Annotated in this window: 10 protein-coding genes and 1 tRNA gene; 4 read left to right on the top strand and 7 right to left on the bottom strand. The window is 42.8% G+C overall.

Annotated elements, in window-relative coordinates; translation table 11 throughout:
• Positions 1-85: 85 nt before the first annotated feature.
• The 6 genes from QZT69_RS04895 to hutI form a co-directional block, all read right to left on the bottom strand.
• Positions 86-2,788 carry a reprolysin-like metallopeptidase gene (locus tag QZT69_RS04895; protein ID WP_294671125.1) on the bottom strand — a complete coding sequence of 901 codons (2,703 nt, stop codon included), beginning with the start codon at positions 2,786-2,788 and terminating at the stop codon, positions 86-88.
• Between the two features lie 77 nt (positions 2,789-2,865).
• Positions 2,866-5,163, bottom strand: coding sequence for a GH92 family glycosyl hydrolase (locus QZT69_RS04890; RefSeq protein WP_294671120.1), 2,298 nt, complete (start codon positions 5,161-5,163; stop codon positions 2,866-2,868).
• A gap of 192 nt (positions 5,164-5,355) precedes the next feature.
• The gene (locus tag QZT69_RS04885; RefSeq protein ID WP_294671118.1) at positions 5,356-6,126 is read right to left on the bottom strand and encodes an AMP nucleosidase; all 771 of its coding nucleotides are present in this window, start codon (positions 6,124-6,126) and stop codon (positions 5,356-5,358) included.
• Between the two features lie 133 nt (positions 6,127-6,259).
• Positions 6,260-7,381, bottom strand: coding sequence for a DUF4143 domain-containing protein (locus QZT69_RS04880; RefSeq protein ID WP_294671116.1), 1,122 nt, complete (start codon positions 7,379-7,381; stop codon positions 6,260-6,262).
• Positions 7,382-7,466: 85 nt separating this feature from the next.
• Positions 7,467-8,681 carry a TraB/GumN family protein gene (locus tag QZT69_RS04875; protein WP_294671113.1) on the bottom strand — a complete coding sequence of 405 codons (1,215 nt, stop codon included), beginning with the start codon at positions 8,679-8,681 and terminating at the stop codon, positions 7,467-7,469.
• A gap of 65 nt (positions 8,682-8,746) precedes the next feature.
• Positions 8,747-9,979 carry an imidazolonepropionase gene (gene hutI, locus QZT69_RS04870; protein WP_294671111.1) on the bottom strand — a complete coding sequence of 411 codons (1,233 nt, stop codon included), beginning with the start codon at positions 9,977-9,979 and terminating at the stop codon, positions 8,747-8,749.
• 234 nt (positions 9,980-10,213) lie between these two features.
• On the opposite strand from hutI, the gene QZT69_RS04865 reads away from it, so the two are divergent.
• Complete coding sequence (locus QZT69_RS04865) at positions 10,214-12,283, top strand: CotH kinase family protein (protein WP_294671108.1); 2,070 nt, start codon at positions 10,214-10,216, stop codon at positions 12,281-12,283.
• Positions 12,284-12,385: 102 nt separating this feature from the next.
• Positions 12,386-12,470 (top strand) — tRNA-Leu (locus QZT69_RS04860).
• 314 nt (positions 12,471-12,784) lie between these two features.
• Here the strand turns inward: QZT69_RS04860 and QZT69_RS04855 are convergent.
• Positions 12,785-14,086, bottom strand: a complete 1,302-nt coding sequence (locus QZT69_RS04855) for a T9SS type A sorting domain-containing protein (protein WP_294671106.1) — start codon at positions 14,084-14,086, stop codon at positions 12,785-12,787.
• A gap of 168 nt (positions 14,087-14,254) precedes the next feature.
• On the opposite strand from QZT69_RS04855, the gene QZT69_RS04850 reads away from it, so the two are divergent.
• Together QZT69_RS04850 and QZT69_RS04845 are read left to right on the top strand one after the other, a co-directional pair.
• Positions 14,255-16,792 (top strand): ATP-binding protein, encoded by a 2,538-nt coding sequence (locus QZT69_RS04850; protein ID WP_294671103.1) that lies wholly within the window; start codon positions 14,255-14,257, stop codon positions 16,790-16,792.
• Positions 16,793-16,802: 10 nt separating this feature from the next.
• Positions 16,803-18,161, top strand: coding sequence for a sigma-54 dependent transcriptional regulator (locus QZT69_RS04845; RefSeq protein ID WP_294671100.1), 1,359 nt, complete (start codon positions 16,803-16,805; stop codon positions 18,159-18,161).
• Positions 18,162-18,260 lie beyond the last annotated feature (99 nt).

Here is an 18,260-nt window from a genome sequence, read left to right as displayed (position 1 = left end):
TATTCCATCGCTTCAGGGTTTTTTTTTATCCGAACAGAAGGATTTAAGTCCTGATATTCCAGAATCTTAACATCCTGATGTCTTCTTAATTCTTAATCAACTTGAATGATTGCGTTGCTCCGCCCACTTCAATATTCAGGAAATAAACTCCCTGAGCTTCCGCAGAAATATCGAAAGTAATTCCATTGGTTACCTGTGGTTTTTCTTCACGGATCAATCTTCCTGTTACATCACGGATTACAAATGATTTCAAGTTCACCTCTTTGTTGAATGAAACGGTGATTTTTCCGTTTGTCGGGTTTGGATAAACCGAAACATCTTCAAAGTTCAAATCATCGATTCCCAGGTTAGTAATATTTACACAAGTGCTGGTTGCGGAACATCCGTTAGCTGTTACAGTTACAGCATAAGAACCATTTGCAGTCGGAGTAAAGGACTGAGCAGTAGCTCCCGCGATCGGGCTATTTCCTGTTCCACAGTTCAACCACTGGTATTGGGCACCTCCCTGTGAAGCTGTAATCGTGATCCCGCTTACGGAAGTTGCTGTGTTTACATTCGTTTGTGTAATAGTAATCGTTTGGCAAGCCCCGCCGGCAACACAACCTCCTGTTCCACGAACGTAATAAGTTCCGGCCGCGGATAATACCAGTGAGTTTCCTGTTCCGACACTCGTTCCGCCACAAGAACCGGAAGTCCAGCTCCAATCTGTTGCATCATTCAAAGTACCTGCAGTAACAGTGATAGTTGTGCTTCCTCCCGGACAAATGGTTGTATTTCCGGACAATGTAGGTAACGTCGGATTATTACATGGTGTTCCACCGGTAGTAATGGTAAACTTATTATTGGAAATATCGAAGAAAGTTCCGTTCTCACACATGACCATGATAATTGCATTCGTAGTTGCAACATCCGGAACTGTAACAGCGTGAGAACCGTCGTTCGGTACGTCATTTGCCAAAACCGTAAATGTTACCCCGGCATCCAGTGAAATCAAAATGTCCACATTTGCACATGAAACCGGTGCTACATCTGTATTTGCTACAGACCATGTAACTGTTTCAGTTGTATTTCCCGACCAGGTAATCCCGGTAGCTGAAGGATAATTCACGATAAACGGCCCAGCCGAATTGGTTGTTGTGATCACAATATCTTCGTGGTCGTTACAACCACCCTCTGCTTCATTATCACGAACCGTGCAGCGGAAGTTCATTGTTCGGCTAACCGTTGGAAGTACCTCCCATGTGAAAGGTCCGTTTGATAACAAGCTTGCAATAGAAGGAAAGTAACGTGTTCCGCTTGTTAACGGCGATCTTGAACGGAAGTTTGGTCCGTTTGTAGAAGTACCAACCGGCGGCTGTGTGGAATTCTGATTATTCATCTGCTCCCAGCAATAAGTAAGCACATCACCGTCCGGGTCTGTTGCAGTAGCTGTAAGCGCAAAAGGTGTTCCGGCTGGAATGGTTACGTTTCCAACTGTTCCTGTAATGGTAGGAGAAGATTGGTTCGGGATAGCAGTTGAGACAGCACAGCCATTTCCTGACCCGTTGATAAAAATATGCATTTCATTCATGTTCACTCCGTGGAAGTGATCATCTGAATTAGGCTGTACGTTGTGAGGGGAACAGATTCCGGCGTAAGCCATAATTGTAGAACCTGAACCCGGTTCCATTGCCGTAGTACCATTCGCGTTTCCGTTACAGGAACCCGCATTCGATCTGAAGGAGTGGTTTCCTGAGAATTGGTGCCCCATTTCATGCGCTACATAATCAATATCGAAAGGATCACCAACCGGAGCTCCTGAACCGGTAACTCCCCGGGCTTTCTGGGTAGAACTGCAAACAGATCCCAACATAGCAACACCTCCGGAGTTTGTCCCGAAAACGTGTCCAATGTCGTAATTTGCGCCGCCGATAACCGAAGTTACGTTGCTTTGATTCTCACCGAGCATTGAAAATGCATCCCCATTGGAATAAGGATCGGAAGAACTGGTATAAATCAGTAAATTATTATTCGGAATAATTGTCATCGTAACAGCAAGATCCCGCATATAAACACCGTTTACACGATTCATAGTTGTAACCTGGGCTGCCTGGGCTAACACAACCGTTCCTCCGTGGAAGATCGTATATTCACCCGTTGCAGCCAATGCCAAACGGTAAGTTCGTTTCGTACAATTACCAAAACTCTTCACCATGTCATCGTTGGCATCTTTGATCTCCGTAGCAATTTCTTCTTCCATGTGACATGCGAAGAATTTATCCGTTGCGAAATCAGCTTTCGAATAAACCAGGTAATTCTCGATATCCCCACCGCCAAATGAATATGGATCGATAAAGAATGTAGGTTGTCCCGGTACCAAAGTCATGGCATGGAAACCCTGAGGAGTCAGGTCGAATTTTACTACTTCTCCCGAATTGTCGATGGCAACACCATCATAAGAACGGATTTCGGGAAATTGTGCTGCCAATCCAGGCGACATGGTCTCATTTTCATGAACCTGGTAGGATCCCAAAGTCCCATCCGGTTTCGGAAGTTCAATAAAAACAGGAATGTAATTCGGATCATCTATGCGCTTAACCTGGGATAAAACCTGGCGCATTTTGGAAACATCCAGTTTAAAAGTTAAGAATTTTGCGGGTTTAATGTAACGTGTACCGCTTGCAGCGATTTCACTTTCAGCAATTGTTTTCCAGGTACCTTTTGGTAGTTTTGAAGTTTGTGAAAAAACCACAGAACTTAAAGATACACTTAGAAAAAATACCTTGGAGAGGAGTATTATTTTTTTCATAAGCGAGTAATTTTGAGCTCTGAATTTACTACTTAAATCCATATTTTAACTATCAATTAACACTTAAACTTGAATTCTTAAAACGTTTTTGAAGGCTTATTCGTCATCTCAAACACCAATTTTCCACCGTTTTTCAGGTTTTGATAATTCAGTCTGAAGTCTTTCATTTTAATACCATTCAAATAAACAGCTTTCACATATTTATTCTGTTCATTTTGATTTTTTGCAGTGATCTCAATCACGGCTCCGTTCTCAAGATTGATCTTTGCACTTCTCACCAGTGGACTTCCCAAAATATAATCATCAGATCCCGGACAAACAGGATAAAACCCTAAGGAACTGAAAATATACCAGGCACTCATTTGTCCGCAATCATCATTTCCACTCAATCCATCAATCTTAGCAAGGTATTTTGTTCTCAGTACCTGACGAATGTATTTCTGAGTCAAATCAGGTCTTCCCACCCAATCAAACAAATAAATAACGTGGTGCGACGGTTCGTTCCCATGAACGTATGAACCCATAATCCCTTCACGGGTAATGTCTTCGGTATGCTCAAAATATTTATCCGCCAGCTGCATGGTAAACAGGGAATCCAGGTGTAAGGCGAATCGTTTTTTACCACCCATCAACTTAATCATGGAATCAACCTGGTGAGGCACGTACAAACTATAATTCCAGGCATTTCCTTCAATATAACCCGCCTGATGCGTTTCCAGTGCATCAAACTTTTCAATGAACTTTCCGGAACTCATTTTTGCACGCATAAACCCGGATGACGGATCGAACACCAGTTTGTAGCTTTCACTTCGCTTTGAGAACTCCTCGTAAATATCCATCCGCTTCAGGCCAAGCGCCAACCGGGCAATACACCAATCATCGTAAGCATACTCCAGGGTTTTGGAAACCGAACTTCCGCTTTTGTCTTCTGCTACATATCCCAGATCCATATAGGAACCAATCCCTTCGAAATAACGGGTCCGTGCAGTCTGGACACAGGCATCAAGCGCCTGATTGTAATCAATTCCTTCCAATCCCTTGTTGTATGCATCCGAAATAACAGAAACGGAATGATATCCGATCATACACCAGTTTTCATTCGCATAATGAGACCAGATAGGCAGCATTTTTTCAGCACTTTGCTTCTGATGAGCAATCATGGAATTCACCATATCTGCATTTCGTTTGCGCTGTACCAGGTTGAACAGCGGATGTAAAGCCCGGTAAGTATCCCAAAGTGAGAACGTCGTGTAGTTCATATCGTTCTTATCCTTATTGTACCAATTGGCAAAATCCAGTCCCCGGTATTGACCGTCGAAATCCTGGTAAACGGTTGGTCCCAAACAGGTATGATAAACAGCTGTATAGAAATTCGTCAGATCTTCTTCATTCAGCATTTGAACATCAAACTTATTGAGTTCCTGCTCCCACAGATCTTCTCCGTTTTTACGATGCCGGTCAAAATCCCAATCCGGAGCTTCGCGGTTCATGTTTTCAACAGCACCTTCCATGCTCACCGGCGACAAAGCGACCTTTAGAATCAGTTCTTTGGAAGACTCCAAATCAAAATCGAAAAAGGCTCTTAGCTGGGCCGCCGACATTTCGGGAAAATTATCTTTCAGGTTAAACTTCCGCCAGAATCCCTGGTACACTTTTTTCGATTGCAAATCATCGTATCCATAAGATTTGATCGGTTGGGAAAATGCAATAGCAAAATAAACCGTTCTGTTCCTTGCCCAACCGGAAGTCTGCCGAAAACCAACAATGTGATGTGCATCTACAACACGAACGTAAGTGTTTACGTTCTTCCCGTTGTAATTGTAAATCCCTGAAACCAAATCCAGAATAATGTGGGTAGAATCTTTTCTATCGAAGGTATAGCGGTGAATCCCCACACGCGTTGTAGTTGTTAACTCCGCTTTGATTTTGTGGTCATCCAGCATAGCCGCATAATAATTCGGTGACGCCTTTTCAGTGTCATGACTGTAAGCCGATCGGAAACCACTTTTCGGATTGGAAGCAATACCGGGATTAAGCTGTAATCTACCGCTTGTGGGCATGATTAAGATATCTCCCAAATCCGAATGACCTGTACCGCTGAAATGCGTGTGGCTGAACCCTACGATCGTCGGATCTTCGTATTGATATCCTGCGCAGTATTTATAAACATCGGGATTGTATTTCCCATCAACTGCATAAGAAAGTGTGTCTGTATCCGGACTTAGCTGAACCGATCCGAAGGGAACTGTTGCACCGGGAAAGGTATGTCCCATTTTGGAAGTTCCGATCAGTGGATTGACGTAGTTCAATTTGCTTTGTGCTGAAACAGAACCGGCAAAAAGAAAGATTCCTACGGTAAGAAGAGAGAAACGCATGGACTTCGATTTTTCCCGAATATACCAATTGTTTCCCGCAGAAGAGCGCAGAGAGACGCAGATTTTTTACCATAAAAGAACACCCAGCACACAAGGAATATACGGTAAACCAATCCTATGCTGATGCAAAGGCATGTTATAAAGACACAAAGAAGTTCATTAAAATAACCTCGTGGGCTTAGTGGTTCAACATTAGAAACGCAGGTGTTTTACCGTATGTCCGTTATTGATAAGCTGTTTCAAAGAGTCAATCCCGATCATGAGATGTTTATCTACGAATCCGGTAGTTACTTTTGAGTCGCTTTCGCTGGTTTTCACTCCTTCCGGTGTCATTGGCTGATCACTTACCAAAAGCAATGCTCCAGTTGGAATCTTATTGGCAAAACCAACCATGAAAATGGTAGCTGTTTCCATATCAATTGCCATTGCGCGTATGCTGCTCAGATATTCCTTGAACTTATCATCGTGTTCCCAAACCCTGCGGTTGGTCGTATAACACGTTCCAGTCCAGTAATCGAACCCGGAATCACGAATGGTTGTAGAAATCGCTTTCTGCAATGCGAAGGCAGGCAGGGCCGGTACTTCCGACGGAAAGTAGTCATTGCTTGTTCCTTCTCCGCGAATGGCCGCAATCGGCAGGATCAAATCCCCGACTTCACTTTTACTTTTCAAGCCACCGCATTTTCCGAGAAACAAAACTGCTTTTGGTTTGATTGCTGACAACAGGTCCATTACCGTAGCTGCGGATGCACTTCCCATTCCGAAATTGATAATGGTAATTCCATGAGCTGTTGCACACTGCATCGGTTTATTTTTCCCGATAACTTCTACCTCGTACATGTCTGCAAACTTTTCCACGTAATTCAGAAAGTTACAGATAAGGATGTATTCCCCGAAGTTTTTCAGTTCTTCTCCGGTATAACGCGGAAGCCAGTTCTCTACGATTTCTGATTTTGTCTTCATTGTGTGATTTATCGAGTTGAGTGAAATTACTGAAGAAAATCGAGAAGTCGTGTTATTTTTTCGTGAAAATGGAGCTAAATCGATTCTTTTTCGCTCCGCTCATTCTTTGAAACCTAAAGGTGCTTCGTGGTAGCTATTTTCGGAGGAATGTCCAGAAAGTCTTTTTGTTAATTCCTGTCACTTTGATTTGCGGATACAATTCACTGAACGAAGCCGGGATTTTGATCTTTTTCGAATCTTCCCAGCTCATTTTTGCACCGAAGGCCTCACCGTTTGTGATCTCCAAATAATCGACCTCCTGCTTGGTATGCGTGAGCCAAAAGAACACTTCCGGTTTTCTACCCGCATATTCATTGGCTTTAAAGCGCTCACTGATCACAAAATTCTTCCAGAGCTCTTCTGCATCATTGCGGAATTCAAGCGGTTGAAATGCGCGGATCAGGGCATTGCGGATTCCATTATCCAGGAAATAGACTACGTGGCTTTTTTTCAATTCGTAACGATGTCCGTTGTTGTAAGAGGAGATCAGTACAAGCAAATTTGCTTTCGCGAATAATTTCACATAGCGCTCCACGGTTTCATTATCCAATCCGCATTTTTTTCCCAGATCATTGAAACTGATAACCTTCCCGATGTTAAAGGCCAGGTGCCTCAGTAATTTGATGAGATTCTCTTTCTTATTAATCCGCTCGGAAGCTCCCAATTGGGTAAATATACTTGATTCAATGATTTCAGAAACCAGCTTCTCTGCCTGATCTTCGTTCGTAACTACTTCCGGGTAGTAACCGTAAATCAAGCGCTGCTCCAGCATTTTATCTTCCTGCACCAGGCCATGGAATTTAGCACTTTCCGGGTAAGAAAGCGGGAATAAATTTAATTCCAGTCCCTGTTCACGTAATGCTTCCCACAAATCTTCGTGTAATTCCGGTTCGAAGGAACAGATCAGCAACAGGTTTTCCAAAGAGTCGAGCTCGATAGCGAAATCAATAAACTCCTGCAGGTTTTCCAACAATTGCGCATCGCGGATTATGACTACTTTCTTGTCCCGGCTGAAGGCTCTCAATGCTTCCGGCTCGTTCATCGCTTTCCGCTCCTTTTTATTCGAACAGTCTATGATGCCTATTGTGGGATCTTCCAGGTTGATGATCCGGGAAACAAGCGTAAGTCTTCCCGTTCTTCGAGCCCCTTTCAGAACAACGATTTTACTTTCTTCGCATTTTTTACGGAGGATCGGTTCGAGTATTCTTTCAATCATGATTCGCAATTAGTGAATCGAAATTACAGGTATCCGATAAATTCATTTGAAGATTGCGAAAAATGAATAAACAATGCGTTGTTGGTTACTCCTTTTCTGTCAGAATCTCAAACTTTTGGAAGAATTTGGTTGGTCGGTCCGAATGCATGAATTTGTTTCCGCCGTAACAGACAAGTTCGTAACATACGTTTCCAAACTGGATCAGGCGTTTCCACTGGTATCCCTTGATTGGGTCCAAAACCAACCCTTCAATCCCCTTTGCTCCTTCATCCAATACAAACTCCCTGGTCCGTGCAAATTCATTCTCCAGGAAACGGTAGCGGTTGTCATCCAAATAGTCTGAAGAAGTATGAATAAATAACTCGAAAGTATTTCCCTGCCCCAGTTCCTGGTAGATGTAATGCTGTTTATCCTCCTCTTCCAGTTTGGTCGGTTTTCCGCCGAAGGTCATTCGAAACGAGTCTTCTTCATCGGCAACGGCATAGGACCTCCACGACTGAACGAGTTTTTTTTCCGCAGAAACGATGTTGCTGTAAGTAGCTTTTACAGCCCTGACCTGGAATCCTTTCTGCCGCAGCAACTGCAAAACACCGTCTGATCCGTATAAATGACCGGAACCTATAGCGCAGAAAACGGTTCGTTTACGCATTAATGTATCCAATCCTTTTACCATGGTCTGATTCCGTTTGGTAATCAATTCGTCGTATGCTTCGGGAGAGCTTTTAAATTGCGACTTCAACATATTCGTAAGTGAAGCAATATCCCCGTTGATGTAGGTTTGAATGAAAGCTTCCTTTGTAAAGAACAAGCCATTGATTGCTGTCCGTGTATTGAAAAGTTCGGGATTCTCTGCCAGTTTCAATTGGTCCTGAACCGTTTCCAGCTGGTAAAACCCTTTTCCGCCGCAATAACCCGTTTGTTGAAAATAAGCATCCAAAAATTGCGGCCTTCCGTCTTCGGAGCCATAAACTGTTTGAGTAGCTTTCCGGGAACTCGCAAACGAGCGTTTTTTATCGAACAGGTCAAAATTGAACAAATTCAGCCGCACGTCATATTGATCGTAAATCTGGGTCACATCCGTTTCAAGCACCACTGCTTCCACACTGACAAAAGCGGTATACAGGGAATCCGGAAAATTGAACAGACGCGGGTCGTTGGAATGCATACTTCCGAAAACATAGCTGACTTTCTTCGATTTGGGTGGTTTGACTTCCCACAACAACTGGTACTCTTTGTCGCTTTCCTGTCCAAAAACGGGGAAGCAGCTGAGGAGAAAAAGTAAACATCCAATTTTGTACATAGTCGCTAAGGTGCTAAAAAACAATTAGTCGTTTGTTTCCAGTAAGTTAAACAATCCCAAAATTACTAAAAAATGAGTCTGTCTACATGATTTTCTCCAAATGCATAAGGAATATATGCCAGAGAATCAATCGGTTTTGTTAAAATGACCGGTGTGGACTTTCCAAGTGAAATCGTTCCGTGTGTTTTGGATAATCCCATGGCGTAAGCCGCATTGATGGTCAGAGCATTCAGAGCTTCTTCCGGAGTGAGGCGCATTTTAACGCATGCCAGTGAAAAGATTTGCTGCATATTGTCGCAGGGAGTGGTTCCCGGATTGTAATCTGTTGCCAGTGCAACCGGAAGTCCTTCCGCTATGAATTTCCGTGCATTTCCATATGGAATGCTGATGAAATGAGAACAACCCGGCAGGAAAGTCGGCATACAACCACTGCCTTTCAACACTTCAATATCTTCGTCATTGGATTCTTCCAAATGATCCACAGAAAGAGCTCCCAATTCAACAGCTGCTTTTACTCCACCCATAATGGAGAACTGGTTGACGTGCACCTTCGGAATTAATCCTGCTTTTTTTCCTTCGGAGAGGATGTACTGCATTTCTTCCACGGAGAAATAATTGCGTTCACAGAACACATCAATGTAATCAGCAAGGCCTTCTTTCGCAATGAGCGGAAGCATTTCGTTCACGATCAAATCAATGTAAGCCTGGTGATTTTCCTTGTATTCCTTCGGGAAAGCATGCGCTCCCAAAAAAGTAGCTTTGACTGCAATTCCTGCTTCCTGCTTCAAACGCTTGATTACACGAAGGATCTTCAATTCAGCTTCTACAGAAAGTCCGTACCCGGATTTAATTTCAACGGCACCTGTTCCGTTTGCCTTCATTTTATGGATACGCTTCAAGGCTTCCTGGAACAATTCTTCTTCCGAAAGTTCACCCAGTCTGCGAGCTGAGTTCAAAATTCCACCACCTTTCAGGGCAATTTCTTCGTAAGTCAATCCGTTGATCCGGTCTACGAACTCTTCTTCACGTGTGCGTGCGAAAACGGTGTGTGTGTGCGGATCGCAAAATGCCGGCATTACACTCTGGCCTTCGGCATCGATAACTTCCACACCCCGCCAGTCCGTGATTCCTTCCCAGTCTTCCATAGAACCGTATGCCATGATAACACCATCTTCCAACGCCAAAAAAGCATTTTGAATACTGGGAACGTGTTTCATCGCGTCACCGCAGATCATTTCCGGAAAGTCTTCTCCTGCCTGGTAAAGCGTATGAATATTTTTGATGAGGATTTTCGCCATTGCTTTTGTGTTTCAGACCTCAAAGATACTAATCTGAAACCGCAAAGAGACAAAGAACACAAAGAATTCGGAGAAGGAATTCAGAATAATTTAACTCTCCTTTTCTTTGCGACTCCGCGCCCTTCACGGTAAAGAATGAAAGTTACTGATCTTTTGTATTTCACAGTGTTAAAACCCAATATTAAGAAATCGTTAAGTCAATTTTAATTACATTCGCTTTCGAACTACGAAAACATGAAACATACTCTCCTTTGCTTATTCGTAAGCATTTCATACACTGTGTTTTGCCAAACATTTACAGGCGGCAGCGGTCCCATCAATGACAACGCAACCATTGACATTCCGGTAACCGTTTCCGGCCTTCCGGCAAGTATTGATACCGTCAATTTTGGGTTGGAAACTGTCTGTATCAACCTCGAACATACTTACAATGCCGATTTGACTGTTTGGATTGTAGCTCCGGACGGAACTACCGGTTTACTTTTTTCCAATATCGGCGGCGGAGACGACAATTTCACCAATACTTGTTTGAATGCTGATGCGGCGGCAAGTCTATCTTCCGGAATAGCTCCATTTACCGGGACATTTAAACCTTTGGGACAAATGGGATTGGTCAACAACGGACAAAACCCGAATGGAAGCTGGAAATTGCGTGTGAACGACAATTATGGTGCTGACGAGGGAAATGTGATCTCTTTTTCAGTCACTTTCGGGAATAATCCGGCCGGATATTTTGCTTTTTCATCATCGCTTTTACCTATTGTAGAAATCAACACCAACGGAAACGTCATTCAGAATGACCCGAAAGTCATGGCAGACATGAAAATCCGCTTCAACGGACAAGGCATTCGAAATTACATGACCGATGCACCGAACGATTACAACGGAAAGATCGGGATTGAGTACCGCGGGAATTATTCCCTGTCACTTCCGCAAAAACCATATGCTTTTGAAACCTGGGATGTAAACGGGAATGTCATTGACTCTTCTTTGCTTGGAATGCCTGCAGAGAGCGATTGGGTTTTGCTGGCAAATTACAATGATAAATCCTTCGCGCGCAACATTCTTCCGTTCCACATCTTCGATTCAATGGGCAATTATGCCACGCGCATGCGTTTGGTCGATGTGGTATTGAATGGAGAATACCAGGGAATCTATTTGTTAGGAGAAAAGATTAAACGAGACAACAACCGGGTGGACGTGAACAAATTGGAACCGCAGGAAATTACGGGTATTGACCTGACGGGCGGTTACATTTTGAAAATTGATTACTGGGACAACGATAATTCCTGGCAATTGAGCCACAGCCCGATTGGGTTTCCGGGTCTTGATATCCACATGGTATATGTTTATCCGAAACCGGATGAAATCGTGTTGCAGCAAAAAACGTATATCCAAAATTTTATCGACGATTATGAAAATGCCTTGTACGGATCCAATTTTGCGCATCCGGGTTTGGGGTACCGCGCCTATATCGACGTTCCTTCTTTCATTGATTATTTTATCGTTAACGAAGTTTGCAGAAATGGCGACGGATTTAAGAAAAGCCGCTTTTTCTCGAAAGATCAGGATAAGAGTGACGGAACTGTCAAGAAATTGAAGGCAGGTCCGGTTTGGGATTTTGACTGGGCGGAAAAAGACATGTGGGGCGGTTCGGAAGACGGTTCTCAATTTATTTACGGAGCATGCGACCAGGATGTAGATGCTCCGGGATGGTACATCCGTTTGCTGGAAGACACCCTTTTTGCCAATGAATTGCGTTGCCGCTATGACGATTTGCGCAGAAGTATTTTGAAAGAATCCTATATCAATGGGAAAATTGATTCCGTTGCACAAGCAGTGAATGAAAGCCAGGCGTGGCACTATCAAACCTGGGGACATCTGGGAAGCGCAACCGGAACTCCGGAGGTACAAGCTCCAAGTCAGACTTATGCAGAAGAAGTACAGCGTTTGAAAGACTGGTTCCACAGAAGACTGACCTGGCTGGATGCAAATATGCCCGGAACATTGAACGGATGCAGCATGATGGGAATGCAGGATTTGGTAAATGCGAACAAGATCACAGCGTATCCGAACCCCTTTTCTTCGATTATTACGATTGAATGGACACAGGGAGATTTAGCAGGTGCGCAATTGGCAATCCGCGACGGTTCCGGGAGAATCATCAAAACACAGAAGATTTCTGAAGAATCCGTTTATGACAAATCATTAACCATCACTGATCTTCAGGAATTATCGAACGGCGTTTACTTCATAGAACTGGTAAAAGGCGATGAACGGGCGATGTTGAAAATTATTAAATAAGCAGGATTTTTTTTCATATGCTTGCTGAATTAAAATAATTCCTTATTTTTGCACCCGCTTACAATGGTAAGTGATGCTGTCAGTCCGACAGCAAATTGAAATGCCTCGGTGGCGGAACTGGTAGACGCGCTGGATTCAAAATCCTGTACTTTCGGGTGTGCCGGTTCGATTCCGGCCCGAGGTACCAAAAAGAAAAAGAGCATTTGACGCAAGTTGAATGCTCTTTTTCTTTTTGCCCTCTTCTCTCACACTCAAACTCGCTCTGATCTCTTTTTCTTTTCAGTGTGAGTGTGAGAACTGAATGTGATGAGGGACAACTGAAAACTATCTCAACATCTCCTGAAAAGTTCGATAAATTTCCGTCCTGATGTACCAATAAAAAAGCTGATTCCTCAATACCGGATGCCTGTCCGTCATTTAGGGAGTCTTTAAGCTTTACTATTCAAAAACAAAAAGCACCTGTCAACCGACAGATGCTCTTCGTATTACTACACATTGGGATTACTGTTTCACCAACAGCTTCTTCATACTAATACCGTTGTTGCATTGAACACTTGCAAGGTAAGCTCCTGTATTCAGGCTATTTAAGGAAACATCCGTCGAAGTGGTCTCCAAAACAACTTTTCCATTCATGTCGATAATACGAACAGATTCGATCCCTTTTCCGGGCCCCACTTCGAAGTGTACCAGATCCGCAACCGGATTCGGATAGATTTTCAGTTCATTCTCAACGTCAGTCTCTGCAAGCCCGTTTGTTTGACCATCCAATAAGTACAAACCTGCTATGGAAGTATCGGTAGTAATGAACGTTGACGGACTAATGGCTTTCACTTCATACCAAACCTTATTCCCATTGACCATCAGTTTTCCATGCGGAGTTGGTGAAGCAGGTAAACCATTTCCAATTTTGGAAGCTGTCAGGCCTCCGTCCGTACTTAGGTAAACATCATCGGAGTTTCCTCCAGGCTTAACAAAAAAGATCCGTCCGTCCGGTGTTCCTATTGTTTGGGAGCTTGCCAATGAAAAAGTATTTCCATTAACTACATGAGTAGTTTGAACTAAATTCCAATTCAACCCGTTATCTGTGCTTTTGTACAAACGCGCGAACCCATCAGACAGAACGGCATAAAGTCCACCTGCATTCTCAAAGAAGTTCGTTACCACATCATTGTTTGCAACGATTTGAGGGGAAATCGTTGTTGGCTGAATAGTTGAAAAATCACCGTTATCCACATACATGATGAAATTCGGCATCGATTGTTTTCCTCCCAAAAACACGCGTGTTCCTTTCGTGTAAGTTGAATACAATGAAATTGTACCGGTAGCTACCTGGGTTAGTGAGCCTCCGGAAGCAGGCACTGTATAAATTTTGTTATAACCCTGCTCCTGGAAAAACAGGGTACCTACATTTACTTCTCCATAAATACCAATCGCATTCGAGAGAAAAGGACCCCAATTATTGGTTCCCTCGAATTCATGAGTCCCATGATTCGGTGTATTCCGGAATCCAAGGATTTTATTATTCAGTTTTAAGGCCCATAAACCAGATAAATTATTTGTGAGTCCTTCCAAATCTGTAAAGTCACGGTCAAAATTCACTCCCCCGTCCGTAGAAACATAAAATCTCCGGGAAGATTCAGATGCTTCCGTTTTACCCGAATAAATGATAGTATCTCCTTTATTGAAATACTGAATGGACGATGACCAGATAGAATCAAGGTTAGTATGTATTCTGGACCACTGCTGAGCCTGACTTTGGAGGGCCATTACTGAAAGAGTGATTAATAAGTAATTCTTTTTCATAGTTATAAATGTTCAGTTTGATGAGCCAAAATTCCTCTTTTCAAATTCGAAATGAAATAACTCAAATGCTCTATAATCGATAGTCCATTCGAAACCTGTTCCTTAGCAAACTTCACAAAACACATTCAAAACCCGTTTTTACCGGATTATTTCGTTAAAAAATTCATTTTGAAAATTAAAATTCAGGAAAAAGGCGTATTTTTCAAATTGAAAATTCGTATCAATATGAAAACCGGCTGGAGAAATATTCTTTTTGAACGTATTCTATTTATAATTATCGGATTGCTCTTAATTTTTGTATGTACTACAGGATATTGGGTTTACGATCGTTTATCGCAGGTTTCGGAAAGTCCGCTCCCGACAAATCTCAAGGAGAACCGGCGTTTTATTGTCCGGGATTTAAACAGCAACATTCTCAAATCCGATAACCTTACCTATTCCTACCTCTATCAGAATAATCCGGATGCACCGCTCGACTTTGAGATCCTGGAATCACAGACCAATCGCAAAATGGATTTGCTCCAATCTTATAAAACGGATGATTCTTCTTATCAAAAACAGGTACGGAAGCTAAATAAGCTGGTAAAAGACCGTTTCCGGAACCTGGACACACTCATGAGCATCAAAAATGAGAACCGGGTAAACGAAACGATGTCGATCCTGGAGAACGAGGTGCAAAATGCCAGTGAAACAGCGCGGATAAAAATGGAAATCCGTGACCGCGTAAATGCTTTGCAAACCCCGCAAGTACAGCCGCAGACTACGGAAGAGGAAACCAGGAAGAAATGGTTCCAGCGAAAAAACAAGAAACAAACCACTACAACAACTACTCCTGCAGTCCAACAGCCGGAAGTCAAAATCAAAGCTTCTGAAATTGCAGTAGCCAGCACCAATGAAATTGCACGGAAGATCCAAAGCGTAAAGAACAAAGCTGTTTCTAAAGAGTCTTTTCTAAACCTGTATAAATTAGAGCTTGAACAGCAAAACAATCAATTAAGCAAGCAGATAGGACAGATATTCCAGGCAATCGAACTGGCAGACAAAAGAGAATTGCTCAAGGAGACACAGCACGCCAAAAATGTTGCTGCAGAGACAAACCAAATTATTTTTCTATTCAGTATTATCTCTACGCTGTTGATCCTGATGATTGTCATCCTGATCATCACTTTGTTCAATAAATCAAAAGAAACCAATGCCCAGTTGAAACTTGCAAAAGATAAAAGTGATCAATTGACAGAAGCCAAGTCGCGCTTCCTGGCCACCATGAGTCACGAGATCCGTACACCATTAAATGCCATTTCCGGGTTTACGGAACAGTTGTTTTTTGAACCCCTGAACCAAAGCGCAGCGAAAAAAGTGAAGATCATCCGAAATTCGGTTAAGCACTTATCACAGATTACCAATGAGATCCTGGATCTTTCCAAATTGGAAAAAGACCACATTCAACTGGAAAAGATTGCTTTTAATCCGGCCAATGAGATCATGATGCTGCATGAGCAATATGAATTGCAGGTAAGCGAAAAAAACAACAGTTTAGTGGTCGAACTGGACCAAAAATCGTTCCCGAACGTACTGGGAGATCCGCTGCGTTTCCGGCAGATAATCATCAACCTGATCAGTAATGCCAATAAATTCTCAAAAGACAGTTTAATCACGGTCCATTTGCGGTTTGAAGAGCTGGAAAAGCGCCAAATCCGGTGTTTAATAGAAGTTCAGGACCAGGGAATCGGAATGTCGAAAGCACAGTTGGAACGTATTTTCGAACCATTTGAACAGGCAGATCCGGGTGTGACGCGCAAATACGGCGGAACCGGTCTGGGACTCAGCATTACCAAGCAAATCATTGATAAACAAGGCGGATCCATCCGGGTAAATAGTGAAGAAGGAATCGGAACAACATTCTACATCGAAATCCCTTTTGAAAAAACGGAAGACCAGGTAGATGCGCCACGCGAACCATCACGCACCGATTTTTCCTTCCTGAAAGACAAAAGCCTGCTGATCGTTGATGACGAACCATTCAACCGTACCCTGCTGCGAAGTATGTTCCACGGTGTAAATATTACGCTTCTGGAAGCAACCAATGGATTGGAAGCACTGGAACAATTGAAAAACAACGACATAGACATTGTACTTCTGGATGTCCGAATGCCTGAAATGAACGGACATGAGCTCCGCAAAAAAATGGCAGAAATGGAAACCCTCGATCAAATACCGGTTGTTGGTCTGACCGCAACTCTCGATCCTGAAAAAAGGCAGGACATGCTGGATTCGGGCTGGACAGAAGTACTTACCAAACCGGTAAACCCCGAAGAAATAAGAAGAATACTCTATCAAATCTATAAAGACAACAATATGGGAACTCAATTAGATGAAGCGGATTTCAAAAGTCTTCAAAAACTGACAAACAACAATGAAAGCTTCTATAAAGAATTATTGCAGACTTTCGTGAACTCAACAGAAAACGGGTTGATCAAAATGAAGGAACTGACAACAGCTGAAAACTGGAGTGATGCATCCGAACTGGCTCATCAATTAGCTGCCCCTTTCAAGCATTTCGGAGCAAATAACTGTTACACTACTTTAAAAGAAATAGAACGGATGGGGAAAGAATTAAAAGTTGATCCTTCCATTCACGAATTGATGGAAGTTTTCGAGGAACAAGCCAGACACATTATTACACAGGTAAAAGAAAAACTAAACTAAGTACAGCATTATGGAAACCGGGGTTACACAACGCATTTTTATTGTCGAAGACAACGATTGGTACCAAAAACTATTGGTACACACTGTTTCGTTGAATCCTGATTATGAAACGGAGGCTTTTTCAACAGGAAAGGAATTGTTGAGCCGTTTGAACGATGAAATTCCTGATTTAATTACGATGGATTACCGTTTACCGGATATTTCCGGTGAAGAGCTCCTGGAAAAAATTAAAGCCATGTGCCCTGGAACACAAGTCATCGTTATTTCTGAACAGGAAGAAATCGAAACCGCTGTAAGCCTGCTTAAACTGGGAGCATACGACTACATCGTAAAAGGTAACGATCTACGGAACCGCCTGCTGAATACCCTGGCAAATGCTCAGAACCAGACCAAGCTTTTAAAGAAAATTGAAAAACTGGAGAAAGAAGTTCAGACCAAATACAACTTCAGCGATACTATCATTGGGCAAAGCAGTAAGATGCAGCATATTTTTAACCTGTTGCAAAAAGCGGTTTCCAACAACATTACCGTTTCCATTACCGGGGAAACCGGAACCGGAAAAGAGGTCATTGCCAAAGCAATCCACTACAATTCGATTTATAAAGACAAACCCTTCGTAGCGATCAACGTAGCAGCTATTCCGAAGGAATTATTCGAAAGTGAATTATTCGGACATGAAAAAGGATCTTTTACCGGCGCGAACCAAACCCGCATCGGGAAGTTTGAAGAAGCAGACGGAGGAACCTTATTCCTGGATGAAATAGCGGAATTAGACCCTGTTTTCCAGGCGAAACTTTTGCGCGCATTACAGGAACGTGAAATTACACGTGTTGGAGGAAACAAGGTGTATAAGTTCAACTGCCGGATTATAGTTGCAACCCATAAAAACCTCCTTCAGGAAGTGAAATCAGGCGCTTTCCGGGAAGATTTGTATTATCGTCTGTTCGGTCTTCCGATCGAATTGCCACCGCTTCGCGAACGTGAAAAAGACACGTTATTATTGAGTAAGAGCTTTGTAGAGCGCTTTTGCAAGGAAAACGGTATGACGGTTAAGAAAATCAGTCCGGCTGCCCAAAACAAGCTTCTTGCCTATCCCTGGCCCGGAAATGTACGTGAATTGAAATCCGTGATTGAACTGGCGGCCGTTATGTCCATGAACGATGTAATCGAAGCGGATGATATCGTGGTAGCAAGCGCTGATATTCTATCCGGAATTATTGCCGAAGAAATGAGCCTGAGAGCATATAACCGGCGTATTGTTCAATTATTCCTGGATAAATATAACAACAATACCAAATTGGTGGCAGACAAACTGGATATTGGTCAGACAACCATTTACCGCATGTTGAAAGAGGAAGAAGAGTACTGATTTTTTTTCATTTTGGAAATATTTTTTTCATTTTGAAAATATTTTAGAAACACATCAAACCCGGAACCCTTGTAAATCAAGGGTTTTTTCGTTTTCTGC

This window comes from uncultured Fluviicola sp. (assembly GCF_902168135.1).
Classification (GTDB): Bacteria; Bacteroidota; Bacteroidia; order Flavobacteriales_D; family Crocinitomicaceae; genus Fluviicola.
The sequence above is the reverse complement of the archived record's forward strand: the minus strand, read 5'-3'. Positions and strand labels throughout refer to the sequence as shown.